Raw genomic sequence first — 25253 nt, 5'->3', positions numbered from 1 at the left:
AACCTCGAACTTCAACGGTTGGGAGTTGGCTATCATTCAAGCTTCTATGCTCTATGTCAGCGATCGGTAGGCAAACCGGGTTTTCTATCCGTTAATCAGAATATGTTTCGATAGAACGGAGTTAAGATCGACATTTTTCTGCGATTCACCAATGTTGCTTGACGTGTTACTCAAATCATCCTTTGGAAACGTCTTCAACGGCCGCGTTGTCGAACCGAGCGAGCAGGTCCGCTGCCTCGACCAGGATGGGATCGGAGATGCACGGTCCCCCCGTGACCATAGCATCGCTCTCGCGGAGCAGCCGATCGGCCAGGCGCTCCAACCTGTCCCAGAAATCGTCGCCGCGTTGCTTCGCCAGAATGGCGGAGAAGTGGAGCCTGCGGCTTAGGAGACGAATAACGCCGTACTTCTCGCCTGGCGTCATCTTGTTGAGGTTCGTGATCACATCCATGTTATCGCTCCGGTGTGGGGGATGCAGGCGAACTCAGTTGCTTGCTACGTTGCCTTCGCCGGTACGTGCGTGGGGAAGGCGTGCACCTTTTATGAACATCGCTCGGTCGGTCCGACCTTCATACGGACAAACTCGCCGTTGACGGAGCAGGTCGCCCCCGGCGATGCCCCGCACTCGGGAATGGCGCATTCGGCAAGGATGGGGACGTAGATACGCGTCCCGGCGGGCTTTGTCGACATGAGGGCGAGGCCGACGGCATAAGCGCCGATCATACTCAGTACTATTCCGGCAAACGCAACGGGTAGCGCGTGTCCGCGAGAAGTGTCGCGGGTGGGGACGTGTCGCATTGTCGTGATGTCCGAGTTGGTTTCCGTTCAGAAACTTTAGCAAGCCCCCCACGCCCCGAATATTGATCTTGGATATCGCGGGCCTATACCGAGGGATATTGTCGCTCGGTTCCGTGGACGCTTCACCTAAAGCTCGTTAGAAATTCGGAGATCAAAGCGGCGATTTCGTTCAGGTATTCCTTGAGAGCGAAATGGCCGGTTTCAGAGAAATGAAGCTTGGCGTCCGGCGGGTCGGCACGGTAGGCCTCCGCCCGGGTGCAGTGAAAAGCGGGTCGTTACGCCCACGTGATCAGAGCCGGGGGTTTATTCGCCCTCATCCAGGCTTGCCAACAGGGTACTGCGGCGGATTGGTTCTGTAGTCGAGAAGGAGGGCTACCTGAGCCGCCTTTCTGCCTGGCAGATCGAGATAATACTGGTCCAGAACGTAGCTATCGGGGCACACCAGCTCCGGGCGCGAGACGCCGGTGAAATACCGGAATTTGGTGCCGTCCAGAGTGAGCAGGCCTTCAAGCTCCTTGAGCTTGTCGTTGTCGCCCGGTTCGATTGCCATCATCTGGCGGTGCGGTGAACGGCTCAATGCCGGCTTCGGGCTTCGAAAGGACAAGCGTCACCTCCTTGGCATCAAGCCACCGGAACTCGCCAGTCAGGACGCTGATGCAGTCATTCACGTCGCCGGCACGGCCAGGTATGACCTGAATGAAGGCATTGCCTTGTCGGTGTGCATGTGCGCGGTCGCGAGGAGGACGCCATTCCGGCGATGACGTCTTCGTTCAGGCCGTTCGCAGCCTCAAAAGCTTCGAGCAGCCCCAATCCAACCCAAGCATAGTCACGAGAGATAGTCCGACCAGCGGAAAGACGATACCTCCAGCGATCAGAATTGCCAGCAGGCACCGAAACACCCGCTTGTCGGACGGCAGGGCGGCACGCCGAGCGAGCCCGCCGGCCGGCGCTTCCACCACATGACGCCGGCAGAGACTGCGAGCATGACGATCGCGATGCAGACCGCAAGTAGCACAATCTGGTTCGCCAGCCCGAACTCCTGCCCAATATGAACGTTGATGCCCCATTCGAGCCACTTGCCGAGCGGCCCATAGTCCGTATAGCTCATGTCGATGAGCGGCTTTCCGGAATACTGGTCGAGGTGCACTACGCGCTGCTGCGACAGATCGTCGGGATAGACCGAGCCAGTATAAGCGCCGGTCGACGTCGTCGGGACGTTGATTGCATAGCCATGATGCAGGCCGAGGCGGTCGAATGTGGCGACCGCTTCATCAAGGCCGATCGGGGTAGCGCCGTGCTGATGGTCGGGCGACTGCGGCACCTGTGCCTGCTCGAGCGACCAGGACGTCTTCGCGACATGATCGAGATGTTCGTCGGACATCGGCACGGCGACGCGGACCCCGGCCGGATAGCCGAAATTGTTGCCATTCGCCCATTCGTTGATCTTCGCGCCCCAGACGCCGGACCAGGGCATGCCGGTGATGGCCAGGAAGACGATGAAGAAGCCGACGAGGATACCGGTGATCGCATGGGTGTCACGCCAGAACACCCGGCGCTTCAACCGCGTCGATCTCGCTATGAAAGAGATAAAGGCCTCCAGTGATCGCCAGAGTGATCATAAAAGGCAGGATCAGCAGGCCTGCATAGAAGTGCCAGCGCCACACGGCGCGATAGAGGTCGGACGCGGGTGGCACGGCAGCGCCGGTGGTCTCCTGCCCGATGATCAGGTCCGTCATTGGTGACTCCAAAACATCAAAACTCGGCCAATCCGCGATGTGCGGTCGGCGATTGAACGGCGATATCAGGAGAAAAGCGGAGGGGCGCGAGGCTCGGCGATCAGACGACGGAGCGGCAGCGAGGCGACCTCTTCAAAGAGAATCGCCGCGCCGATCGCAACTTCAAGGGCGGCAAAAGCGACCGGGTCCTCTCCGCCGACGATCGCCGGCATGTCTGTTGAAGCCAGGCGGCAGAGCATGCCGCACCGGCAGTCAATCGACTTCTTGGCCGGGCTTTCATCGTCCGTTGCCTGGCCAACGGACCCCGATGAGAAGCAGATGGCGTGGAGCGGATCGACCGCAGGGGCTGCCATTGTTCCTTGCGACGTGCCCGACAAGAGCACTGCAACAGCAACAGATAAGCGAGCAGCATCGCAATGGCTGTTGCAGATATCCTGTCTCGCGGTATGAGCCGCAGGGTCTTCATAGAGTGCCCATCGCACAGTTGCGGTTAAAAGTCACTGGACACAATTGGTCGGACTACGGGAATGCGAGGGGGCTGATGGTTTCAGTATTGCCGCCTCGCAGACACGTCAGCAATGGGTCCGAAAGCACACCTGATGCGCCCAGCATCGCATGGCACCAACCAGCTCTTCGATGCGTTGTGGGCTGTCCCAACTGAAACCAAGCCCGCCGAGGCCGCCGGCGTTGGTCACTGCTGCGGCAAGTCCGGCCGTGAGGCACGCCCCATCGGGGCTGACACGATTGGATGGCGAATACCGAGCAGGCGAGTGAAAGGAGTGACAATTGGTCCATCGGCATCCATTAAGGTGCTTCCCTTTCTGAACGCGCTTGAACATTCGCGCTCGAGGACAGTCACGGCAACGCCACGCCACGGTTTGGTCCGCTGCGGACATTTGAGCCTGATGTCAACGACCGCTAGACTAGCTGGCGCATTCCGGAAGTCAGCGATCTTCCGCTGCTGGCCCGAAGCCGCCCCACATCGAGATATTCCGGAATGACCCGCAAGGGGTTGGTGGTCAGTGGTCAGACGCGGAGAAGCCAGGCTTGTCAGCCGACAAAGGATATTTCCTGCCCTTGGTTGCGTAATGAACCGAAGCTATTGCGGCCTCTCAGGCTTGAATGCAGGAAGTAGAACCCGTGCCATTGTCGGACGGCTCTCAGCTACCGTCCAATCAGGACTCGCAGGCTCACGCCACTGGCAGTCACCCGGCATGCTCGGCGGGAGCAATCTCATTTTGTGTTGACGGCAAAGTGAACTGAAACACGGCACCCCTAGGCTCATTGGCGCTTGCCCACAATCGCCCCCCGTGCGCTTCGATGATCGACCGGCAGATCGCCAGGCCCATGCCGAGGCCCTCTGCTTTCGTCGAGTAGAACGGTGCGAACACCTGCTCCGCACTCTGCGGGTCGAACCCGGTGCCGGTGTCGTGCACGGCGACCAGCACTGCCCCGGATGCCTCGCGACGCGACGTAATCAGCAGCTCGCGCGGCCGGTCCGCCACCTCATTCATGGCCTCGATGCCATTCATCATCAGGTTGAGAATCACCTGCTGCAATTGCACCCGGTCACCCGCCACGGGCGGCAGATCGTCCGCCAGCTCGGTCCGCAGCAAAATCCGGTGGCGGCGCAGCTCGCTTTGGACGAGGGCGACCGCATCCTCGATGAGGCCGTTCAGGTCCACCCGAGCCGTGACGGCGGCGGTCTTCTTGATCAGCGCGCGCATCCCCCCGATCACCTCGCCGGCCCGGTGGCCATCCCGGACGATGCGCCCCAGCGTCTCCCGCACCTCATCGATGTCGGGGGGCTGGCCGGCGAGCCAGCGCAAGGCCGCATTAGCGTTGGTGACGATGGCGCCCAGCGGCTGGTGGAGCTCATGGGCGATGGAGGAAGTTAGCGCCCCCATTGTCGCCACGCGCGCCACATGCGCGAGCTCGGCCTCCGCTTTGTGCAGCGCCTCCTCGGCTCGCTTGCGGTCTTCGATGTCGACAACGAACCCATACCATTTGAGAATGTTTCCGTCCTCATCCCGCAGCGGCACGGCTCTGTCCGAAAACCAGCGATAATCTCCACCAGCAGCGCTGCGGAGACGCATCTCGGCCTCAAACGAGTGGCCCGTGTCGAGGGACGCACGCCACCTACCCTCGTGTTGCTCACGGTCTTCGGGGTGAACTGCGGCTCCCCAGTCCGATCCCAACGATTCCTCCGGAGAGAGGCCTGTGAACTCCTGCCAACGCTGACTCATAAAGTCGACACTGCCGTCGGGCAGGGCGGTCCACACCATTGCCGGAACGGTCTCGATGACATCACGAAGCTCTTCTTCGCTCCGCCGGACTGCCGCTTCCGCGCGCTTGCGCTCGGTCAGATCGAGCACGAAAGCGACGCCTTGGTCCCCGCTTTCTTGTAGCGTGGCGACGCCGATCAGCACGGGCACACGGCTGCCGTCCTTGCGGAAATACTCCTTCTCAAAGGGTTGCAAGCTCCCGGTCATCTTCAGCTTTGGCCCAAACTGTTGAACATCGCGCTCGAGCCACTCGGCCGGCGTCAGGTCCGTCCAGCGCAGGCGACCAGAGACGATATCATCACGGTCGTAACCCACCATGCGGAGAAAAGCGTCATTGGCTTCGATGATCCGACCTTCGAAATCCCAAATGATGATCCCGATAATGTTGGCCTCGACCAGGCGCCGGATCTTCGCCTCGCGTTCCGCGAGATCGCGGTACAGCCGCGTATTCTCCAGCGAGATCGCCGCCTGCGAGGCGATGAGCTTCAGCGCCGCGATACTGGCCGGGGCGAAGACATGGGGGGCAAGGTTGTTCTCGAGATACAGCATCCCGATGAGCTTCGCTTGATTGAGCAGTGGCAGGCACAGGACCGATCGGGCGGTGCGCTGTCGGACATAAGGATCCGCAGCAAACGGAGACTGGCCCGCGGCATCATCGAGCATGATGGTCTCCTGCGTGCGCTGCACGTATTGAAGCACGGCCTGCGGCAGCACGGCCTCGGAGATCGCCTCCTCGCGCAGATGCACGCTCACCGCATCGCCGCTTGTCGTCGCCTCTGCCGCGATCCGCTGCACAGGCCCCCAAGCAAGCACCAACACGGCTCGCTCGGCACCGGCCTGCTGCATGGCGGTGCGCATCAGCGTATCGATTAGCTTTTCCAGCACGATCTCGCCCGATATGGCTTGTGAGACCTTGATCACCATCGCGAGGTCGAGTTGCTCTAGCAAGGTCCCGACCACGCCCGTCGGAACGGCCACAGGCTCCTTCCGGAGGTATGAATACATCTCGTCGAGTTGCCGCACCTTGCCATCGGCGCCCCAGCGCAGATAGCCGTGCCGGGCGTTCCTCAGATACATGCGCGCGATTTCTTCAAACCCGCGCGCCGAGTAAAAGCGGCCGGCCAGTTCATAGGCGAGGGCTTCGTTTTGGACGAAGCTGTTGTCGCGGGCCGAGCGAATGGCTTGTTCGAAAAGATCCATGGCCTCTAAAGGCCGGCCTTCAATCCGCGCAATCTCCGCGCCGACCAATGCGGCGCGGTTTTCGAAGTTCTGCGGGCAGTTCTCCGCGTAGACCTGAAGCTGTCTGTGGTGGGCGGCCAAAGCCTCCAAATGCCGAACGCGCTTGTCAGCGGCAGCAGAGTCGCAGCAGGCGGCGCGGGCCAAGGCGCCGTAGAAATGATGCTCCGCAGTTTCTTCGAATGGCGCCACGGATATCCAAGGTAGCCGCTGCGCCCTCAATGACGCATCGACGGCTGCCTCATAGTCGCCCGCAAAGAACCGCGCCTGGAGTTTTCTCACATAGTAGCAGGTTTCCGCAAGAACCAAATCTGGATTGTGCGAAAACCGGCGCTCAATCTCAAGTTCGTCAAATCCGCAATCGTCAAAGTAGCCGAATTTCTGGGTCAACCCGCGCAGCGTCCGGACGAGGCCGAGCTGCGCGCTGGCAAGGTCTATAACGAACTGGAATCGCACCTTCTGCGCAAACGTGAGGCCAATCTCCGCTTGGCGTTGCACTTCGATAAGCGGATCGCCCGCCGCCAGCAGGTTCGAATTCAAACTGACATAGCTGTATCCGGCAAAGGTGAGGTCGCCGCTCTGGTTGGCAATTTCAAGCGCTCGCCGCAAGATGTCGCGGCCGGCCCGGACATGTCTCGTCCAAGGTAAGACGTGAGCCGCAAAGTCCTTATAGGTCCTGGCTTGGAAGCGCTTCAGCTGGCGGTGTTCGACCAGTTGGTATCCGAGCCGCCCAAATCGAAATCCGGCCGCATAGTCGCCGAAGCGCGGCCCGGCAACATGGCCAAGCGATACATAGTGGTAGCAGGAGCCGTCGCTGTTGCCTCGCTCGAGGCTGAGATTGACCGCTCCGCAGATCGCCATACACGCTAGATTCGCATCGGTATGCCAAACGGCCGACACGAGCTTCGTCAGAACATCCAGCGCCGCGAGGGAGGCCGGATCGCTCATCAATGGCAGATCAATGAGCTCCTCGATCGTCCGGCTCCCGACCTGCAACCAGATTCGCGCGTATTCGCGGCGCGCGTCCTCGTCGCCTGGATGTGGCGACCAGTCTATACCGAGATGCTGCCGGAGGTAGTCGAGACCGACGGCCACGGAGCGACTGGTCTGACCGAGCGCAGTATAGAGATCGATGCGCAGGCAGGCGACAGCAGCCTTGTCGTCGGAGCAGACAGCACAATTGGAAAGCTGTGCTAACCGCTCCTCCGCGTCCGCCAGCGCGCCAATGAGGAACTCGCACTCGGCTCGGTTCAGCTCAAGCGCGAACGCCAGTTGGTGCTGGCGCTCCCAGGCGTCTTCCGGCAGCAGTGTCGTGCCGGCAACGAAGTAGTTGAGCGCCGCGGCGTATGCCGTCGAGGCCTTGGCGCGCCTGCCGGCCAGCAGATTGAACTTCGCCAGTTGCTCGCGCTCCTCAGCTGAGGTGATCAGTGCGGACCCGCGATTGAGCTGGCTGACAATGTCGAAAACATAATCGTCAATCAGCTCCGGCGCAGTGTTCGCCGCAAGCAGTCTCCCTATGCGAAGGTGCAACTCGCCGCGCCGCTCCTCCGGGATCAGCGAATAGGCAGCTTCCTGAACGCGATCGTGGACGAACCGGTAGGCGCCTGCCAGACGCTCGAGCAGTTCATGAGCGACGGCAGGCCACAGGGCCTCGGGGACTTGCTCCTCCGGGGTTTCGAGGACGAGTGAAAGCATCGTGGTATCTGCGATGTTTCCGAGACAGGCGAACTGCTGCAACGCCTCCCGCGTTTCGGGCGGCAGGCGCGCGAGCTTGCCGACCATGAGGTGCACGACGTTGTCGGTGTATCCCTTGGCGTGAATGCGCTCGAGATCCCAGGACCAGCATGCCGCGTCATGATCGAAGGTGAGCATTCGCTCTTCGGCGAGAGAAAACAGGAACTGACGGACGAAGAACGGATTGCCGCCGGTCTTGTCGAGCATCATCTGTGCGAGCGGGGCTGCACGCTCGGGCTGACAGTGGAGCGCATCCGCAATCAACTGCCGGAGATGGTCTTGAGTAAGCGGCGCAAGCGTGATTTCCGCGACCTTGCCGCCGGCGGTCTTGATCGCGTCAAGCTTCCGCATCAAAGGATGGGCGGCGGTGACTTCGTTGTCGCGATAGGCACCGATCAGCATTAGGTGCTGGACATCCGACCGGGTCAGTAGATCCTCTAGCAGGTCGAGCGTCGCCGCGTCGAGCCATTGGAGATCGTCGAGGAACAGCGCTAGCGGATGTTCGGGCCGGGCAAAGACGCTGATGAACCGCCGGAATATCAGCTGGAATCGCCGTTGCGCGTCTTGCGGCGGAAGCTCCGGAACCGGTGGCTGGTCGCCGATGATGAGCTTCAGCTCGGGGACCACATCGACCATGAGCTGCCCGTTCGGGCCGAGCGCCTCCAGAAGCGCGTCGCGCCAGAGTGCCAAATCGACGTCGCTCTTCGCGAGAAGCCCCCGGATGAGACTCTGAAAAGCCTGTGCCAGCGTCGCATACGGAATATCGCGTTTGTACTGATCGAACTTGCCGGACGCGAACAGCCCGCGCGGCGTCACCAGTACTTTGTGCAGCTCATGAACTATCGCAGACTTGCCGATGCCCGAATAGCCGGAGACCAGCACCAGTTCCGGCGTCCCGCTGGTGACGACCCGCTCGAAGGCAGCGAGCAAGATCTCGATCTCCCGCTCTCGCCCGTAGAGTTTTTCCGGGATCAGCAGACGGCCGGGCGTGTCGTACTCACCGAGCGGGAACTCGCCGATGCGGCCCTCGGTTTCCCACTGATCAAGGCAGCGTCTGAGGTCGCGCTCGACGCCGCCCGCGGTCTGGTAACGCTCCTCGGCCGTCTTGGCGAGCAGCTTCATGATGATTGCCGAGACGGCGGCGGGGATTTCTTTCAGCCGCTCGGTGGGCGGCACCGGCTGCCGTGCGATATGGCAGTGCACCCATTCCATCGGATCGGCAGCCGTAAACGGCAGTACGCCGGTGAGCATTTGATAAAAGGTCACACCAAGGGCATAGAGGTCGCTGCGGGCATCAATCGAGCGGTTCATGCGCCCGGTCTGCTCCGGCGCCATATAGGCGAGCGTCCCGGCGATCACCTCGGGCGGTTCGGGCGACTGGCGCTCTCGCGAAAGGCGCGATGCGATGCCGAAGCCGGTGAGCCGCACCTCGGCGCCTGAGCCCGTTACCAGGATATTGGCCGGCTTGAGGTCCTTGTGGATGAGACCGCGCTGGTGAACCTTACCGAGCGCCACAGCGATGCTGATCGCGAGACGCAGGAAATTTCCCACTTCCATGGGCTTGCCGATCAAGCGGTCGAGCGGCTCGCCGCCGGGGTCCTCGAGCACCAGCATGGTCCGACCGCCTTCGCTCACGAGCTCCAGCGGCCGCACGGCCCATGCACCATCCAGTTCGTCCTTCAATTGATACTCGTGGGCGAGGCGATCGAGGCTTGAGGGCTTCAGGTGCTCGGCGGCGGGCAGCACCGCCAGCACAGCGTTCCACTGGCCGTCAGCGCACAGGCGCTGTCCCCGGCAGAACACGCGTTCACTATCCTCCCACAACACCTCCAAGGCGTTATCTCCATCGGCGCCTAACGCGAGGGGTCGATTGCCGCACGCCATCGCCGACTTAGCGATCCTGGCAGATTCTCCGTCTTTTTGTCCTCGTCCTCCCAAGTTGGCCGGAAGGCATACTAGCATATCTCGTCTGCTCATTCGACCGTGTACCGGCAGGGGACAGTCTCCTCCGGTCGATGAACTTCCGCTTTGGGGTCAGAAACGCGACGTTCCCGGCATCATTAGCAAAGCTCCGGAAGTGGCGGATTGTGTTGGAAAACTCCAAAATTGGGGCTTAGCGAAAAGTCGGCCAATTCGCGATCTAAGCGAATGTTGCTGCTCGATCCGCCTCAATTCCGCTACACAGCTCACACGCTGCTTGATGGCAGAATAGGCAGGTCCCCACGTCAATTTACTGTGTCGGCCTCTACGGCCCTCCGAAAAATCAGACGTTGTAGAAAACGGACTTTTTCAACGATATCGGCGCAAAGCTGACTTTGCAACGCGTTGCAAGTCACGGCTTCCAAACGCGCTTAACCTGCGGTAGGCACCAAAGGAGGGTGGAGCAACACATTTTACGCAATAAATTCAATGCGAGTTCTCTTTTGTCGGACCCAATGTTGGAACCTATCGATCGACCGTTTGCAACCGCGTTTCGAAGCTGGCGCTGGTTTTAGGCCGGGGGCGCAAAATTACTTCTGAAACTTCGTTCTTCCAGCCATTCAAACGGGATTTGCAACGCGTTGCAAAATGGAACATTTTATAGATAGGGAATGGCGTGAGCACGTCGATGGTAAAATTCCGCGATCCCCCGAACTCAGGACCCCGTTGACGATACTGCGGGGCCGCATGCAGGGGCTAGCGGACAGTGTCTTCCGCCCAGTCAGGAGCTGTTCCAGAGCCTTAGGTGAATGCGCACGCTGGAGAAAACATGAAGTCCAGGATTAGATCCGATATGAAGCCTTCAACCGCCATCCCGCTTGCTCTGCTGCTTGGCGCTGCCACTATGCCGTTCTTGGGAACAACCGACGCGCAGGCCCAGAACCGCGACGTCAATCAGTCGGTATTCGCCTTCGGCGGCACGATGGTCGACGCCGACATCCTCCAGGCAGCCAATCCTTTCGGCGTCACATACGAGGACCTCCCGATCTTCGGCCTCGGCTACCAGTACTTCCCGGCTAGGATGGGCTCCTTCAGGTTCGGACTGGAAGCGGGGCTCGCCGGAAGATCCGGCGGGCATCCGAATGCGGAATTCTGGGGCGGCGGCGTCGCTCGCTACGACGGTTTCGAGATTGGTGATACCGTCCGTATCTCACCAGCCTTTACGTTTGGCATCAGCCATGTCACGCATACCCAGGAGGGACGGGAGCGCAAGAACGAGCTGGAGCATAACGGGGACGCCAGAACGCTGTTCTATCTCGGCCCCGAGTTGAACCTTTCCTTCAACGCCATGCCCGACGTCGATTTCTTCTGGCGGATACACCACCGGTCCGGAGCCTGGGGGACGCTCGGCGACGTGCACGGCGGCTCCAGTGCAAATGTCTTCGGCGTGCGGTTCAATTTCTGAAGGACCTTCTTCATCTCCAATCCGACGACGTTCGCGGCGGTCCGCGTCCCACAGGGGCAGGACCTCGCCGGATGGGCAGCAGCGCTGTGGTTGATGACGGCATCGTAGGTTGGCTTTCCGCCATGGGCGCCGTCGGCAGTGAACTGTCCGGTCGGACCGCCGATCTGGCCGTGTCCTGGTTCGGTCAGAGTATGGGCAATGATCTCGCCGCTATGCATCCAGCGCCAGATGCAATCTGCATCAAGCACGGCGACAAGCCCTTTGAGCTTCTTGAGCGCAAGCATGTGACCGCGATCCGCGACGCCCGCATAGATGCTCCCGGCGCGGCCAACAACATAGTGAAGGCAATCAGCGCTCTTTTCGCTGGGGCAATTGAGGTTGGCGAGGCAAAGACGAATCCCTGTAACGGCATCAAGCGCTTAAGTCCGGCGACGGGTTTCACACATGGAAGCTTGAGGAGATAGAGCAATACGAGGCTTGTCACTAGCCGGGGACGACTGCGCGCCTGGCGCTGGCAATTTTCATGTTTACCGGGGTGCGGCTATCTGGTGCTGCCATATTAGGGCGGCTACACCTGAGCGACGGCTGGCCCGGCAAGACGAGCCGGTCAAGCCGCGTAGATGTCAATATACCGGTACTGCCTAATCTGTTGGACGAACTCGCACATGTGCCGGCTGGTCCACTCACGTTCCTAGTCACTGAATACGGCAAGCCGTTCTCCGACAAAGGATTGGGAAATAAGATGCGCCAATGGTGCGACGAGGCTGGCTTTTTCCATTGCTCGGCGCACGGCTTGTAAGAAGCGGGGCTTCAATCGCTGCGAAAACGGAGCGACCAGCGACCAGCTCAAAGCGATCTTCGGTTGGACGACGAGTCAGCAGGCTGACCTTTACACTCGTGCCGCTCGCCGCAAGAAGCTCTCAGGCCACGCCGCGAAGCTCTTGGTTCCCGACCGAAACGAGAACAATGTCCCACTTTCATAGGCCAACTTTGAAAAGTGGGACAGAAACAAGGAAAATGAGGAGGAAAATCAACAATTTGTTGAAAATGATGGTGGGCCCGGAGGGACTCGAACCCCCAACCAAGCGGTTATGAGCCGCCGGCTCTAACCATTGAGCTACAGGCCCTCGCGTGGCTTTGCCGCGCGGGCAGCGGGGCAATGGCTCCCCGGTGCGATTTCGCTCTAACGCAATTCGGATGCAGCGACAAGACGCTGCCGCAATAGCTTCACAATCAATCGTCAAAGAGTGAGGCGGGATGGCGACAACCAAGGAGTGAAAAAATGGCGCTACGGACTATCAGAAACGTGGCTTTCGGCATGCTGATCGGCATGCCTGCCGGGCTGGCGGGGGCTTCGGCTTCGGCTGCCGACGAAACGAAGCCGCGCGAGGCGGTGATCATGGTCTCGGGCGAGGGGGAATCGGCGCTGGCGCCGGACATGGCGGTGCTCAACCTTGCCGTCGTCAAGCAGGCGAAGACGGCGCGCGAGGCGCTCGACGAGAACAACAAGGCGATGGCTGGGGTGCTGGCAGCGCTGAAGAAGGGCGGGATTGCCGACAAGGACCTGCAGACCTCGGGCTTTTCTGTGCAGCCGCAGTATAACTATCCGCAGAACAACGACGGCCAGCCGAAGCCGCCGGAACTGATCGGCTACCAGGTTTCCAACGGGCTGACGGTTCGCGTGCGCGATCTTGGCGAGCTGGGTGGCATCATCGACCAGGCCGTGACGCTCGGCGTCAACCAGGGCGGCGACATCCAGTTCACCAACGACAAGCCGGACGCGGCAATCGAGGCGGCCCGCAAGGATGCCGTCGCGGCAGCGATCAAGAAGGCAAAGACGCTGACGGAGGCTGCCGGCGTGAAGCTCGGCCGCATCATCGAAATCAGCGAAAACAGCGTTCGGCCGCTGCCGCAGCCGGTCTATCGCGCGGCGATGATGAAGGAGGCAAGCGACGCCGCTGTGCCGGTTCAGGGCGGCGAAAATGCCTATAATGTTACCGTCAACGTCACCTTCGCACTCGAGCAGTAGCCTCAATTCTCCACTTCAAAGTGAAAAAAAGCCGTTGATGTTCTTGAGCGATATCAGCGGCTTATCCCATTCCGGAGGCGTGTCGGCAGCCCGGTGGGCATAAATCGCTTTATCACGCGAGTGTTACACTATAAAATCGATCGTGTTATTCGGTCCGGAGGGAACCCTGGGGTTCTGTGTGTCCTGCTTCGATCCCGGCCGATGAGGAGGAACTGGCTTAATCCACAAGAGGAGACAGACATGACGAATGCCTTGCCGCCACTTCACAACGGACACGCCCCGATCACCCTTCAGGAATTGTTCCGCGAAGCGCTCTATGCCTTCGAGGAATGGGATACGGAACTTACCGAACCGATCGTCACGTTCGAAGGACGGGTCATCCCGATCAGCCTCGTCTTCGAAGCCATGCGCGAATGCGACGACATCGTGCCGATGAACATTGTCGGCGCCGTCACCGAAAGACTTACCAAACCCTGGGAAGGTGAAGGGCCGCTCGATCAGATGAGCTTCTCGACGGCCGCCCGCGTCATGCGCGTGCTGGTGCGCAAACGCCTTCTTGCCAACGGCGGCGCCGATATCATGGCCGTCTCCAGCCGCACTGCAGAGCGCAAGCCGCCCGAATGAGCCTTTGAGGGATCGCGCCAGGCCGCGGTCCCGTCACGCTCGCAGGGAACCGGTCTCACTTCCAATCGTTGAAGACAGACACGAAGGATGTGAGCACCATGCTAAAATCAATCATACGCGAAATCATGGGTCCGGCGCCGCGTGCGCCCGTTTCGCCGGACTGTCTCAAACCATTCATTGGCTCAAAGCGCGTGCTCATCATATTTGCGGATGCGGATGATGATCGTGCGGCCGTTCAGGACGAGTTGCTACGCACCTCGCATCTGCGTTTCATCGAGGATGATATCGAGGTGTTCAGTATCGCCGGTGGCGGGGTGTTTCCGCTTTTCGAAGGCTCCTACGACCTCGACGCCGATGAAATCCGCGATGACCTCGAAGGACCGCAGCCCGGTGAATTCGGCCTTGTCCTGCTCGACCGCGACGGCACCGTGAAGCTGCGCTCCAGCGAGCCCGTGCGGCCCGAGGAAATCATAGGCGCGCTGTCGTCGATGCCGCACTGAGCTTCGGTAATTCTGCTTTACTTTTGCCGCCGGATGCGGATGTTTTCCGCCGGTTCGATGACGCAAGAGGAGCGAGTTTTATGACCATCGAAGAGGATCTCGGCCGGATCGCTGAGCAGGAAAAGGTGCTGAGCTTCGACGCCTTCGATCTCACCACCGCCTGGCAACTCGGCAAGCTCTTGCACGAACTCGCGACCGAACGCGGCCTTGGCGTGGCAATCGACGTCACGCTGCATTCCATGCCGGTCTTCTACGCGGCGCTGCCAGGCGCCACGCCCGACAACGTCCAGTGGGTTCGCCGCAAGCGCAACATGGTGTTCCGCTATTGGAAGAGCAGCTATGCCTGTGGCCTGAAGCTGCAGAAGGACGGCAAGACGGTCGAAGACAACGGGCTTTCCGGCGCCGACTACGCGCCGCATGGCGGCAGTTTCCCGATCAACGTCAAGGGAACCGGCTGCATCGGCGCCGTCACGGTTTCGGGCCTGCCGCAGCGCGACGACCACAATCTCGTCGTGGAGGCGCTGTCACTGATGCTGGCGAAGGATTTGGATATCTTGCGGCTGAGATGAGGGATTTAACTGCGGAGCGCCACTTTACGTGACCCTCATTCCTGTGCTTGGCACGGCGCGCCTGCGCCGTGAATGACTCTCTTTTTGGCTAGCCTCAATGAGTCTCCCGCGCCATGGACATGGCGCTGCTGGATCTCTGTGACAAGCACAGGAATGTGGGCGTCTGAGGGAAGCGCCCGCGCCGGCAATTGCCTCAAATCGTCCCGCCAGCCTCGATGATGCCCTTGGTCAGGCTGCCGGTCGCCGGGAAGAGCGGGATGAGGCAGGCCTGTAGCGCGTGGTAGATATCGCCCTTGCCGGGGAAGAGGCTGTGGGACGGAACGAGGTCTTCCGTCAGTTCTTCGTGCCAGCCGCCGTTCTCATGGTCGATAAAGGCGCGTTCGATGACGTTCCAGATCTTGCGGTAGCTTTGCTCGTGGAAGTCGCTCGGCAGGTGTTCGTTGAGGAAGTGGGCGGCGCCGGCGCCCTCGCAGGCGGGCCACCAGAGCTTGTTGCGCTTGGCGGGCTTGTCGTGCCAATCGAGCGTGTAGAAGAAGCCGCCCTTGTCGTCGTCCCAGCCGAGCGCCATGGATTGTGCGAAGAGGGCCTTCGCCGCGTCCGGCATCCAGTCGTGGCGCTTGCCGCCGAGTGACCACAGCTGCAGGATGAGCCGGGCCCATTCCAGCCAGTGGCCGGGCGTGGTGCCGGCGGGACGGAACATTTCGTTCGGATGATAGTAGTTCTTGTCGATAGCCCAATCGGCGCTGAAATGCTCGGCGACGCGCCAGCCGACGGAACCGGCCGCGTGGAGGATGACAAGATTGGCGATGCTTTCGGCCTTGGCGAGATATTCCTTGTCGCCGGTGGCCTCAAAGGCGGCCATCAGCGCTTCGGTCAGGTGCATGTTGGAATTCTGGCCGCGATAGGCGCCGCCGTCGAGCGGCTGCCAGTCGGCGGTGAACTCTTCGGCGATGGCGCCATGCTGCGGCTCCCAGAACTTCGTGTTCAGGATTTCCGTGATGTCGGCCAACATTCCGTCGGCCAGCGGATGGCCGATGGTTTTCGCTGAGGACGCAGCCAGCAGCACGAAGGCGTGGCCGTAGCCCTGCTTGTTGGAATCAACGGGGCCATTATTGTTCAGCGACCAGAAATAGCCGCCATTCTTCTTGTCGCGATGGCGGTTCCAGAGGTAGTCCATGCCATGATCGACGACGCTGGCGGCACCCGGACGGCCGAGAAGGACGCCGATCGAGAAGCAGTGGACTGCGCGCGACGCAATATGAATGCTGCGAACCTGTCCCTCGGCATCAAGCGGCTTGCCATGATCGTCGAGATCGTAAAAACCGCCCTTGGGATTGACAGAATTGTGCTGGAAGAAATCGAAAAGGCCGCTTGCCTGGGTGAGAAGCCAGTTGCGGTGATAGGCGCGGGCGCTCCAGTTTCCGAGCCCGGTGCCGCCGATTGCAGGTGCCATGTTACTCCTCCGATTTCATGCACAACGCCTTGCGAAAGGCCTATATAGAGCACGCTCTGGTCTGTCACCCGCCCAGCCTTGCAAAACCGGAAACGTCAGGCATATATTGACATAAAGATATCTTTATGTGATTTGGTCACTTTGGTCTTTAAAACGACGTCAAGGAGTCCGCCCGTGTTCGACAATCTTTTCGGCCCCGAAGGGGCAAAACGCGACGGCAGCGAAGTCTTTGCAGCTCTGCGGAAAGCCGCGAGCGAACGAATCCTCGTTCTTGACGGCGCCATGGGCACGCAGATCCAGGGGCTCGCCTACGATGAGGACCAGTTCCGGGGCGATCGCTTCATCGGTTGCGCCTGTCACCAGAAGGGCAATAACGATCTTCTGATATTGACGCAGCCAGATGCGATCGAGGAAATCCACTATAAATACGCCAAGGCTGGCGCGGATATTCTCGAAACCAATACCTTCTCCTCGACCCGCATCGCGCAGGCCGATTATCAGATGGAAGGCGAGGTCTACGCGCTTAATAAAGAGGGTGCCGAGATCGTGCGCCGCGCGGCGATCCGCGCCGAGCGCGAGGATGGCCGCCGCCGTTTCGTGGCGGGCGCCATCGGCCCGACAAACCGCACTGCCTCGATTTCGCCGGATGTGAACAATCCGGGTTTCCGTGCGATCAGCTTCGACGAGCTTCGCATTGCCTATGGCGAGCAGATCGATGGCCTCATCGACGGTGGCGCGGACATTATCCTCATCGAGACCATTTTTGATACGCTGAATGCCAAGGCTGCAATCTTTGCCTGTGAGGAGCGGTTCGAAGCCAAGGGTATCCGCCTGCCGGTGATGATCTCGGGCACGATTACCGACCTTTCCGGCCGCACGCTGTCTGGACAGACGCCTTCAGCCTTCTGGAACTCGGTGCGCCACGCCAAACCGTTCACAATCGGCCTCAACTGCGCGCTCGGCGCCAATGCGATGCGTCCGCATCTGCAGGAGCTCGCGGGTGTTGCCGACACCTTCGTCTGCGCCTATCCGAATGCCGGGTTGCCGAACGAATTCGGCCAGTACGACGAGACGCCGGAGCTGATGGCGGCGCAGATCGACAGCTTCGCCCGCGAGGGCCTCGTCAATATCGTCGGCGGATGCTGCGGCTCGACGCCGGAACATATCCGCGCGATTGCCGAGACGGTTGCCAAGTACAAGCCGCGGCCGATCCCGGAACACCGGCCTTTTATGTCTTTGTCGGGGCTCGAGCCTTTCGAACTGACCAAGGACATTCCTTTCGTCAACGTCGGCGAGCGCACCAACGTTACCGGCTCGGCCCGCTTCCGCAAGCTGATCACCAACGCCGACTACAATGCGGCCCTGGACGTCGCCCGCGATCAGGTGGAAAACGGCGCGCAGGTGATCGACGTCAACATGGACGAAGGCCTGATCGACTCCGAAAAGGCGATGGTCGAGTTCCTGCACCTGATCGCGGCCGAACCGGATATTGCCCGGGTGCCGGTGATGATCGACTCGTCGAAGTTTTCGATCATCGAGTCGGGCCTTAAGTGCGTTCAGGGCAAGGCGATCGTCAACTCGATCTCGTTGAAGGAAGGCGAGGAGAATTTCCTCGCCCAGGCGAAGCTGCTGCACCGCTACGGTGCGGCCGTCGTCGTCATGGCTTTCGATGAGGTAGGACAGGCGGATTCTTACGAGCGCAAGGTGAATATCTGCACCCGCGCCTATAAGCTCCTGACCGAGAAGGCGGGCTTTCCGCCAGAGGACATCATCTTCGATCCTAACATCTTTGCCGTCGCCACCGGCATCGAGGAACACAACAATTACGGCGTCGATTTCATCGAGGCGACGCGCACGATCCGCCAGCGCATGCCGCTGGTGCATATTTCCGGCGGTGTTTCCAACTTGTCTTTCTCGTTCCGTGGCAACGAGCCGGTGCGCGAGGCAATGCATGCCGTGTTCCTCTACCACGCCATCCAGGCGGGTATGGACATGGGCATCGTCAATGCCGGCCAGCTTGCGCTCTATGACCAGATCGATCCGCAGCTGCGCGAAGCCTGCGAAGACGTCGTGCTTAACCGGCGCCCGGATGGTACCGAGCGCCTGCTCGAAGTCGCCGAGCGTTTCCGTGGCGCAGGGACGAAGGAGGCCAGAGTTCAGGATCTTTCCTGGCGCGAGTGGACGGTCGAGAAGCGTCTTGAACACGCTCTGGTCAACGGCATCACAGAATATATCGAGGCCGATACCGAAGAGGCCCGCCAGAAGGCGGCACGTCCGCTGCATGTCATCGAAGGCCCGCTGATGGCCGGCATGAACGTCGTCGGCGATCTGTTCGGTTCCGGCAAGATGTTCCTGCCGCAGGTCGTCAAGTCGGCGCGGGTGATGAAGCAGGCGGTCGCCGTGCTGCTGCCTCACATGGAAGAGGAAAAGCGCCTCAATGGCGGCGACGACAGAAAGACTGCCGGCAAGATCCTGATGGCGACGGTCAAGGGCGACGTGCACGATATCGGCAAGAACATCGTCGGCGTCGTACTTGCCTGCAATAATTACGAGATCATCGACCTCGGCGTGATGGTGCCGGCGACAAAGATTCTCGAGACGGCGGTGGCCGAAAAAGTCGATGTCATCGGCCTTTCGGGCCTCATCACGCCGTCGCTCGACGAGATGGTGCATGTGGCAGCCGAGATGGAACGCGAGGGCTTCGATATCCCGCTCCTGATCGGCGGCGCGACAACGAGCCGCGTTCATACCGCGGTGAAGATCCATCCCGGCTATGCGAAGGGCCAGGCGGTCTATGTGACGGATGCAAGCCGCGCCGTCGGCGTCGTCTCGTCCTTGCTGTCTCCAGATACGCGCCAGGGCTATATCGACGATATCCGCGGCGAATATGCCAAGGTTGCCGCTGCTCATGCGCGCAGCGAAGCCGAGAAGGTTCGTTTGCCGCTTTCCCGCGCCCGTGAGAATGCGCAGCAGGTGGATTGGGCCGCCTACAAGCCGACTAGGCCGCAGTTCATCGGCACCAAGGTGTTCGAGGACTATGATCTGGCGGAGATCGCCAAGTATATCGACTGGACGCCGTTCTTCCAGACATGGGAATTGCGCGGACGCTTCCCAGCAATCCTCGAAGATGAGAAGCAGGGCGAGGCGGCGCGTGCCCTCTGGGCAGATGCGCAGGCGATGCTAAAGAAGGTGATCGACGAGAAGTGGTTCCGGCCGCGTGCCGTCATCGGCTTCTGGCCGGCGAACAGCGCCGGCGACGATATCCGTCTCTTCGCGGATGAGGCGCGCGCCGAAGAGCTTGCGACCTTTTACACGCTCCGCCAGCAGCTTTCCAAGCGCGATGGCCGCCCGAACATTGCGCTGTCGGATTTCGTCGCACCGGTATCGAGCGGCGTCGAGGACTATGTCGGCGGCTTCGTGGTGACCGCGGGCATCGAGGAAATTGCGATCGCGGAGCGGTTCGAGCGTGCCAACGACGACTACTCCTCGATCCTCGTCAAGGCGATCGCCGACCGCTTCGCCGAGGCCTTCGCCGAGCGCATGCACGAACGGGTCCGGCGCGAATATTGGGGCTATGCCAAGGACGAGACGCTGACCAACGAGCAACTCATCACCGAGGAATATGCCGGCATCCGCCCTGCGCCGGGCTATCCGGCGCAACCCGACCACACGGAAAAGGCGACGCTCTTCCGCCTGCTCGACGCCGAAAAGGCAGCCGGCGTGAAGCTGACGGAAAGCTACGCCATGTGGCCCGGTTCTTCGGTCTCCGGCCTTTATATCGGCCACCCCGACAGCTACTATTTCGGCGTCGCCAAGGTGGAGCGCGACCAGGTCGAGGACTATGCCGCGCGTAAGGGCATCGAGATTTCCGAAGTGGAACGCTGGCTCGGGCCAGTGCTCAACTACGTGCCGCGCAAGGCTGCCGAGGAGATCGACGACGCGGCGTAACGCGTGGCGTATGCGATGTCTTCAGGCATTGATCAAGAAACCCGGAAAAGTGCTTCGCTTTCCGGGTTTATTTTTTTGGTATCTCTAAAGCCCGGGGAATCGGTAGTATATGGAGCAGATAGCTAAGTCGGCTCAGGGTGCGCTGATGACGGTGACTGTCTGCGCCGCCAAGATCAATGTGTTGAAGCTGATTGAGGCCGCACGCGCTGGCGAAGAAGTGGTTATTGTGAAGGGACAGAAGCCGGTTGCGAAGCTGGCGCCCCGCGCAGATCTCGTTTCAGATTGGTTTTCTCAAAGAGAAAGCTATCGGAACGGGTCCGAACTTTTTCGAATTGATGGATGAGGAGGACATCGCAGCTTGGGAAGGTAGTAGGTCTCAGGCTCCGATCGTCAGTTCCGCCACAAAATCATAAGCGTCTCCGCGATAGAGCGAGCGTGTGAATTCAACGGCACGCCCCGAGCCGAGGTAGGAGATACGCTCGATCGAAAGGCCGGCGGCGCCAACGGGGACGCCAAGCAGATGGGCGTCGGCCTCCTTCATATTGGTGGCTGAGATGCGCTGCACCGCGCGGACGGGACGAACCTGGCGCCTCTCGAGTTCGGCATAGAGCGATGTCGTGACCACGAAAGGGTCCGGCAGGAATTCGCCCGAGACACTGGCGTTCTCGATTGCCAGAGGCTGGTCGTCGGCGATGCGCAGGCGGCTCAGCCGTGAGACCTTGATATCGGCGGCAAGGCCGAGGTTCATCATCTCGTCGGGCGAGGGCGTATGGATGCCCTTATGCAGCCACTCGGAGCGCGAGGTCATGCCACGGCGGGCCATATCCTCAGTGAAGGAGGTGAGCTGGGACAGCCGCTGTTCGACCTTCGAGACCGGCTTGGCAACGAAAGTGCCGGAGCCGTGGCGGCGCACGAGCAGCCCGTCCGCGACGAGTTCGTCTATCGCCTTGCGGACCGTGACTCGGCTGACGGTCGCGAACTCCGCAATGTCGCGTTCCGGCGGCAAGGCATCGCCGTGGCCGAGCGTGCCGGCGCGAATGGCTTCTTCAAGGGTGCGGCGCAGTTTGACATAGAGCGGGCCGCTGCCGCCGCCTTGAAGCCGCTCGGGCGAAAGGATGCTGGCGAAATCATCCGTCATGCCGCACCCTTCTGCCGCTCCTGAAGAAATTTTAATGCGAGATCGATCGCGCCCTGGAGGACGTCGCCTTTCGGCTCTCTGAGAAGGACTTTGTGCCGCTCGGCGAGCCAGGGTTCATAGGCCTTTGCGAGGCCGCCGAGCAGGCAGATCGCTGGGCATTCCGGCCAGAGGAGGGCGTCCAGGTTATCGTCGATCGCCGCAGCGGCGTCCTTGATGATGCCTATTGCGATCTCGTCGCCTTGTGCGGCGTAATCGAAGACAAGCGGCGCGTATCGGGCAAACTCCTTGGGTTTCGAGGCGTGGGCGAATTCGACGACGCGTTCGGGGTCGTCGCCATACTCGGTCATGAGCTTTACCGTCAGCGGCGAAGACGGGCGCACCTTGTCGTAGGCGAGCAGAGACTTTTCCAATAGGTCGCGGCCGAGGCGCGCGCCGCTTGCCTGATCACCGACGACGAAGCCCCAGCCGCCGATACCTCGCAATTTGCCGTCCCTGCGGGCATTGTAGACCGAGCCGGTGCCGAAAGCGCCGATGACGCCGTCCGAATCGCCGAGGGCGCCCTCAAGCGCGATCAGGGCATCAGTGACGACATGGCAATCTGCAAAGGGCAGGGCGTGCTCGATGCGGGCTCCGTAGTCGCCGACATTGGCGCCCGCGACGCCGACGACGGCGCAGACCTTGGAAACGGTTTCACCAGGCAGACCCGCATCCCGCAGAGCCTCGCGCGCTGACGAAATGATATTGAGGAGAGAGTTATCGAGATCGGAGAGGATGTTGGCAGGCCCCGCCTTGCCGCGGCCCAGAACGTTGCCCTTGCTGTCCGCAACTGCAGCCCGGCAGCTCGATCCGCCCCCGTCTATGCCGATTGCCAATTCCGTCATCGAGCCTCCGAACGCTGCATGCTTTAGGTTTTTGCTACAATACCAAAAAAATACCATTTACCAAGCAGAATTGGTTCGAAAATTTTGCGCTTATATGTTATTGATTTTCAATGATAAAATTTTTAACTGAAATTTTTGGGCGCCAAAAGTTAAAATCGGCTGGACAATTGGTATTTTTTTGGCCTTAATTCCGGAAAAGGGAACAGCACGTAGAGGCAGAGAAAAACCGGCATCAGGACATTAGCCGGTTTCAGGTCGCATCACGATTGCCGCTTCGGCGCAAACGCCATGGAGACCAAGCCGCCTGCAGCTTTTTCCTTAGGAGATTATCGCGCCCGGTTCAGCGTATCGGGAGGGCGCATACGGGCCGGCAGCGTCATTGCTTTCCGCGTCCGTCGAGCTTTCGGGGGCCGGCAGTTGCTGGCGGCCCTTCCAAGGGGCGTTGGGTGTAATCCTCAGGCACGCCAACTGCTTGTTTCAGAACCAAGATGGCGCCCTGCGGCGCTTAAAACAGGAGAGGGAAATGAAAAACACTGCTCTGAAAAGCCTGCTGCTTGCCTCCAGTCTGCTCACGTCTGCCGGCTTTGCCTATGCTGCGGATGTCACGCTGACGATCGAAAGCTGGCGCAACGACGACCTGCAGATCTGGCAGGAAAAGATCATCCCGGCCTTCGAAGCCAAGAACCCGGGCATCAAGCTCGTTTTCTCCCCGACAGCGCCGACGGAATACAACGCCTCGCTGAACGCCAAGCTCGACGCCGGCTCCGCAGGCGACATCATCACCTGCCGGCCGTTCGACGCCTCGCTCGAACTCTTTAACAAGAAGCAGCTTGCAGACCTAACAAGCCTGCCGGGCATGGAAAACTTCACGCCGGTTGCGAAGGCTGCCTGGTCGACCGACGACGGCAAGTCGACCTTCTGCGTTCCGATGGCTTCGGTCATTCACGGCTTCATCTACAACAAGGACGCCTTCGACAAGCTCGGCATCGCCGTTCCGAAGACGCAGGACGAGTTCTACGCCGCTCTCGAAAAGATCAAGGCGGACGGCACCTACATCCCCATGGCGATGGGCACGAAGGACCTTTGGGAAGCCGCAACCATGGGCTACCAGAATATCGGCCCGAACTATTGGAAGGGCGAAGAGGGCCGCATGGCCCTGATCGAAGGCAAGAAGAAGCTGACGGATGCCGAATGGGTCGAGCCCTACAAGGAACTCGCCAAGTGGAAGCCCTATCTCGGCGACGGCTTCGAAGCGCAGACCTATTCCGACAGCCAGAACCTCTTCACGCTCGGCCGTGCGGCGATCTACCCGGCCGGCTCGTGGGAAATTTCGCTGTTCAACAGCCAGGCGCAGTTCAAGATGGGCGCATTCCCGCCGCCGGTTCCGAAGGCTGGCGACACCGGCTACATCTCCGACCATCCGGACATCGGTGTCGGCCTGAATACCAAGAGCGCACATGCCGAGGAAGCCAAGAAATTCCTGAGCTGGGTTGCTTCCGCCGAATTCGCAGACATCTACGCGAACTCGCTGCCGGGCTTCTTCAGCCTGAACTCAAACCAGGTGAAGATGAGCGATCCGCTGGCTCAGGAATTCGTTTCCTGGCGCGGCCCGTACAAGTCGACCGTCCGCTCGACCTATCAGATCCTGCAGCGTGGTACGCCGAACCTGGAAAACGAAACCTGGATTGAATCAGCCAACGTCATCAACGGCACGGATACGCCGGAAGTGGCCGCCGAAAAGCTCCAGAAGGGTCTCGACAGCTGGTACAAGCCGGCCAAGTAAGCCTCCAGCAAGAAGGGCGGCGATCTTCCGCCGCCCTCATTCCTGTGCTCGTCACCGGAATCCAGCCACGCGAAGTCTTTCGCGTGAGAAGAGTCTCCCGCGCCGCCGAGGCGGCGCAACTGGATCCCTGTGTAATTTTCGGGATAAACCCGAGGACAGGGATGAGGGAGAGAACGAAGCAAAGCGAGCCAGAAACAATGACCGATCTGACATCGGAAACCCCGATTTCGCTCAAGCGCCCGGTGCGCTGGCATATCGGCGTCTTTCTTCTCCCGGCAGTCGTCGTCTACTCGGCGATCATGATCCTGCCGTTGATCGAAACGCTCAGGCTTTCGTTCTACAATGTGGTTGACGGCGTGCCCGCCTTCGTTGGCCTTGCGAACTACAAGGTGTTGTTCGGCGATCCGCACTGGGCGCATGATTTCTGGAATGCGCTTGTCAATAACCTGATCTTTTTCGCCATTCATATGTGCGTGCAGAATCCGATCGGCGTTGCGCTTGCAGCGCTTCTGTCCACGCCGCGGCTGCGTTTCGTCGCCTTCTACCGCACGGCGATATTCCTGCCGACGCTGCTTTCCTTCGTGATCGTCGGCTTCATCTGGAAGCTGATCCTCTCGCCGATCTGGGGCGTTGCACCCTGGCTGATGAGCCTTGTTGGCATGCAATCCTTCTTCGCGCCCTGGCTCGGCCAGTCCGGCCCGGCGCTGGTCGCCGTCTCGCTGATTTCCAACTGGCAATATATCGGCATCCCGATGATGCTGATCTACGCGGCGCTGCTCAGCATTCCGGAAGAGGTGATCGAGGCGGCGGAATGCGACGGTATCACCGGCTGGGCACAGTTCTGGAAGATCAAGCTACCGCTCATCCTGCCGGCGATCGGCATCATCTCGATCCTGACCTTCGTCGGCAATTTCAACGCCTTCGACTTGATCTACACGGTGCAGGGCGCGCTTGCCGGTCCCGACAAGTCGACCGACATTCTGGGAACGCTGCTTTACCGCACCTTCTTCGGCTTCCAGCTGCAGCTCGGCGACCGTTCCATGGGGGCGACGATCGCGACGACGATGTTCCTAATCATTCTCGCTGGCGTCTCTTTCTATCTTTTTGCCATCCAGCGGCGCATGCGCCGGTATCAGTTCTGAGGAGCGTGGTCC

At 60.5% G+C, this 25253-nt stretch carries 16 protein-coding genes, 1 tRNA gene and 2 pseudogenes; 10 read left to right on the top strand and 9 right to left on the bottom strand.

The annotated features are described in order from the left end of the window. Nucleotides 1-175 precede the first annotated feature (175 nt). The 5 genes and pseudogenes from ISN39_RS11070 to ISN39_RS11050 form a co-directional block, all read right to left on the bottom strand. A complete protein-coding gene (locus tag ISN39_RS11070) occupies nt 176-451 on the bottom strand; it encodes a hypothetical protein (RefSeq protein ID WP_194727533.1) in 276 nt (91 codons plus the stop codon). A gap of 660 nt (nt 452-1111) precedes the next feature. Further along, a complete protein-coding gene (locus ISN39_RS11065; RefSeq protein ID WP_194727532.1) occupies nt 1112-1402 on the bottom strand; it encodes a hypothetical protein in 291 nt (96 codons plus the stop codon). A 166-nt stretch (nt 1403-1568) separates the two neighbouring features. Then, nucleotides 1569-2534: pseudogene (locus tag ISN39_RS11060) on the bottom strand (PepSY domain-containing protein). A 65-nt stretch (nt 2535-2599) separates the two neighbouring features. After that, a complete protein-coding gene (locus tag ISN39_RS11055; protein ID WP_246763184.1) occupies nt 2600-2887 on the bottom strand; it encodes a hypothetical protein in 288 nt (95 codons plus the stop codon). Between the two features lie 852 nt (nt 2888-3739). Then, nucleotides 3740-9622, bottom strand: coding sequence for an AAA family ATPase (locus tag ISN39_RS11050; RefSeq protein ID WP_194727531.1), 5883 nt, complete (start codon nt 9620-9622; stop codon nt 3740-3742). 940 nt (nt 9623-10562) lie between these two features. Here ISN39_RS11050 and ISN39_RS11045 point away from each other — a divergent pair. Both ISN39_RS11045 and ISN39_RS11040 read left to right on the top strand, forming a co-directional pair. Beyond that, nucleotides 10563-11174 carry a hypothetical protein gene (locus ISN39_RS11045; protein ID WP_194727530.1) on the top strand — a complete coding sequence of 204 codons (612 nt, stop codon included), beginning with the start codon at nt 10563-10565 and terminating at the stop codon, nt 11172-11174. Nucleotides 11175-11245: 71 nt separating this feature from the next. Continuing rightward, nucleotides 11246-11638, top strand: coding sequence for a hypothetical protein (locus ISN39_RS11040; protein WP_194730274.1), 393 nt, complete (start codon nt 11246-11248; stop codon nt 11636-11638). Between the two features lie 587 nt (nt 11639-12225). On the opposite strand, the gene ISN39_RS11035 is transcribed toward ISN39_RS11040, so the two are convergent. Continuing rightward, nucleotides 12226-12301: transfer RNA gene (locus tag ISN39_RS11035), tRNA-Ile, on the bottom strand. A gap of 191 nt (nt 12302-12492) precedes the next feature. Here ISN39_RS11035 and ISN39_RS11030 point away from each other — a divergent pair. The 4 genes from ISN39_RS11030 (at nt 12493) to ISN39_RS11015 (ending at nt 14896) form a co-directional block, all read left to right on the top strand. Further along, nucleotides 12493-13203, top strand: coding sequence for an SIMPL domain-containing protein (locus ISN39_RS11030; RefSeq protein WP_246763331.1), 711 nt, complete (start codon nt 12493-12495; stop codon nt 13201-13203). A 240-nt stretch (nt 13204-13443) separates the two neighbouring features. Then, a complete protein-coding gene (locus ISN39_RS11025) occupies nt 13444-13827 on the top strand; it encodes a hypothetical protein (protein ID WP_039845404.1) in 384 nt (127 codons plus the stop codon). Nucleotides 13828-13925: 98 nt separating this feature from the next. Continuing rightward, the gene (locus ISN39_RS11020; protein ID WP_039845403.1) at nt 13926-14327 is read left to right on the top strand and encodes a DUF4174 domain-containing protein; all 402 of its coding nucleotides are present in this window, start codon (nt 13926-13928) and stop codon (nt 14325-14327) included. An 80-nt stretch (nt 14328-14407) separates the two neighbouring features. Beyond that, nucleotides 14408-14896, top strand: a complete 489-nt coding sequence (locus ISN39_RS11015; protein WP_194727528.1) for a heme-degrading domain-containing protein — start codon at nt 14408-14410, stop codon at nt 14894-14896. 193 nt (nt 14897-15089) lie between these two features. Here the strand turns inward: ISN39_RS11015 and ISN39_RS11010 are convergent, their stop codons facing one another. Beyond that, nucleotides 15090-16349, bottom strand: coding sequence for an AGE family epimerase/isomerase (locus ISN39_RS11010; protein WP_074068971.1), 1260 nt, complete (start codon nt 16347-16349; stop codon nt 15090-15092). A 174-nt stretch (nt 16350-16523) separates the two neighbouring features. Between ISN39_RS11010 and metH the strand changes: the two genes are divergently transcribed. Next, on the top strand, nt 16524-20297 hold the full coding sequence (gene metH / locus ISN39_RS11005; protein WP_194727527.1) for a methionine synthase: 3774 nt from the start codon (nt 16524-16526) through the stop codon (nt 20295-20297). 145 nt (nt 20298-20442) lie between these two features. After that, a pseudogene (locus tag ISN39_RS11000) lies at nt 20443-20710 on the top strand (type II toxin-antitoxin system prevent-host-death family antitoxin). Here ISN39_RS11000 and ISN39_RS10995 read toward each other — a convergent pair. Both ISN39_RS10995 and ISN39_RS10990 read right to left on the bottom strand, forming a co-directional pair. Further along, nucleotides 20674-21435, bottom strand: coding sequence for a GntR family transcriptional regulator (locus ISN39_RS10995; protein WP_074068969.1), 762 nt, complete (start codon nt 21433-21435; stop codon nt 20674-20676). The pseudogene ISN39_RS11000 and the gene ISN39_RS10995 sit on opposite strands and share 37 nt — an antisense overlap. Continuing rightward, complete coding sequence (locus tag ISN39_RS10990) at nt 21432-22316, bottom strand: N-acetylglucosamine kinase (RefSeq protein ID WP_194727526.1); 885 nt, start codon at nt 22314-22316, stop codon at nt 21432-21434. Before ISN39_RS10990 ends, ISN39_RS10995 begins: the two co-directional genes overlap by 4 nt. 523 nt (nt 22317-22839) lie before the next feature. On the opposite strand from ISN39_RS10990, the gene ISN39_RS10985 reads away from it, so the two are divergent. Then, nucleotides 22840-24099, top strand: coding sequence for an ABC transporter substrate-binding protein (locus ISN39_RS10985; RefSeq protein WP_194727525.1), 1260 nt, complete (start codon nt 22840-22842; stop codon nt 24097-24099). A gap of 197 nt (nt 24100-24296) precedes the next feature. After that, nucleotides 24297-25241, top strand: coding sequence for a sugar ABC transporter permease (locus tag ISN39_RS10980; RefSeq protein ID WP_194727524.1), 945 nt, complete (start codon nt 24297-24299; stop codon nt 25239-25241). Nucleotides 25242-25253: the final 12 nt, after the last annotated feature.

The organism is Rhizobium sp. 007 (assembly GCF_015353075.1).
In the GTDB taxonomy this organism is placed as follows: domain Bacteria; phylum Pseudomonadota; class Alphaproteobacteria; order Rhizobiales; family Rhizobiaceae; genus Rhizobium.
Note: the sequence above shows the minus strand (reverse complement) of the source record. Positions and strands in the feature narration are given on the sequence as shown.

What these genes read in the sequence shown, in the direction of transcription:
- ISN39_RS10995 (WP_074068969.1), bottom strand. Translation starts at nt 21,435, where the DNA reads ATGACGGATGATTTCGCCAGCATCCTTTCGCCCGAGCGGCTTCAAGGC.
- ISN39_RS11045 (WP_194727530.1), top strand. Translation starts at nt 10,563, where the DNA reads ATGAAGCCTTCAACCGCCATCCCGCTTGCTCTGCTGCTTGGCGCTGCC.
- ISN39_RS11015 (WP_194727528.1), top strand. Translation starts at nt 14,408, where the DNA reads ATGACCATCGAAGAGGATCTCGGCCGGATCGCTGAGCAGGAAAAGGTG.
- ISN39_RS11055 (WP_246763184.1), bottom strand. Translation starts at nt 2,887, where the DNA reads ATGGCAGCCCCTGCGGTCGATCCGCTCCACGCCATCTGCTTCTCATCG.
- ISN39_RS11020 (WP_039845403.1), top strand. Translation starts at nt 13,926, where the DNA reads ATGCTAAAATCAATCATACGCGAAATCATGGGTCCGGCGCCGCGTGCG.
- ISN39_RS11030 (WP_246763331.1), top strand. Translation starts at nt 12,493, where the DNA reads ATGCTGATCGGCATGCCTGCCGGGCTGGCGGGGGCTTCGGCTTCGGCT.
- ISN39_RS11070 (WP_194727533.1), bottom strand. Translation starts at nt 451, where the DNA reads ATGGATGTGATCACGAACCTCAACAAGATGACGCCAGGCGAGAAGTAC.
- ISN39_RS11010 (WP_074068971.1), bottom strand. Translation starts at nt 16,349, where the DNA reads ATGGCACCTGCAATCGGCGGCACCGGGCTCGGAAACTGGAGCGCCCGC.
- ISN39_RS10985 (WP_194727525.1), top strand. Translation starts at nt 22,840, where the DNA reads ATGAAAAACACTGCTCTGAAAAGCCTGCTGCTTGCCTCCAGTCTGCTC.
- ISN39_RS11025 (WP_039845404.1), top strand. Translation starts at nt 13,444, where the DNA reads ATGACGAATGCCTTGCCGCCACTTCACAACGGACACGCCCCGATCACC.
- ISN39_RS10990 (WP_194727526.1), bottom strand. Translation starts at nt 22,316, where the DNA reads ATGACGGAATTGGCAATCGGCATAGACGGGGGCGGATCGAGCTGCCGG.
- ISN39_RS11040 (WP_194730274.1), top strand. Translation starts at nt 11,246, where the DNA reads ATGGGCAGCAGCGCTGTGGTTGATGACGGCATCGTAGGTTGGCTTTCC.
- ISN39_RS10980 (WP_194727524.1), top strand. Translation starts at nt 24,297, where the DNA reads ATGACCGATCTGACATCGGAAACCCCGATTTCGCTCAAGCGCCCGGTG.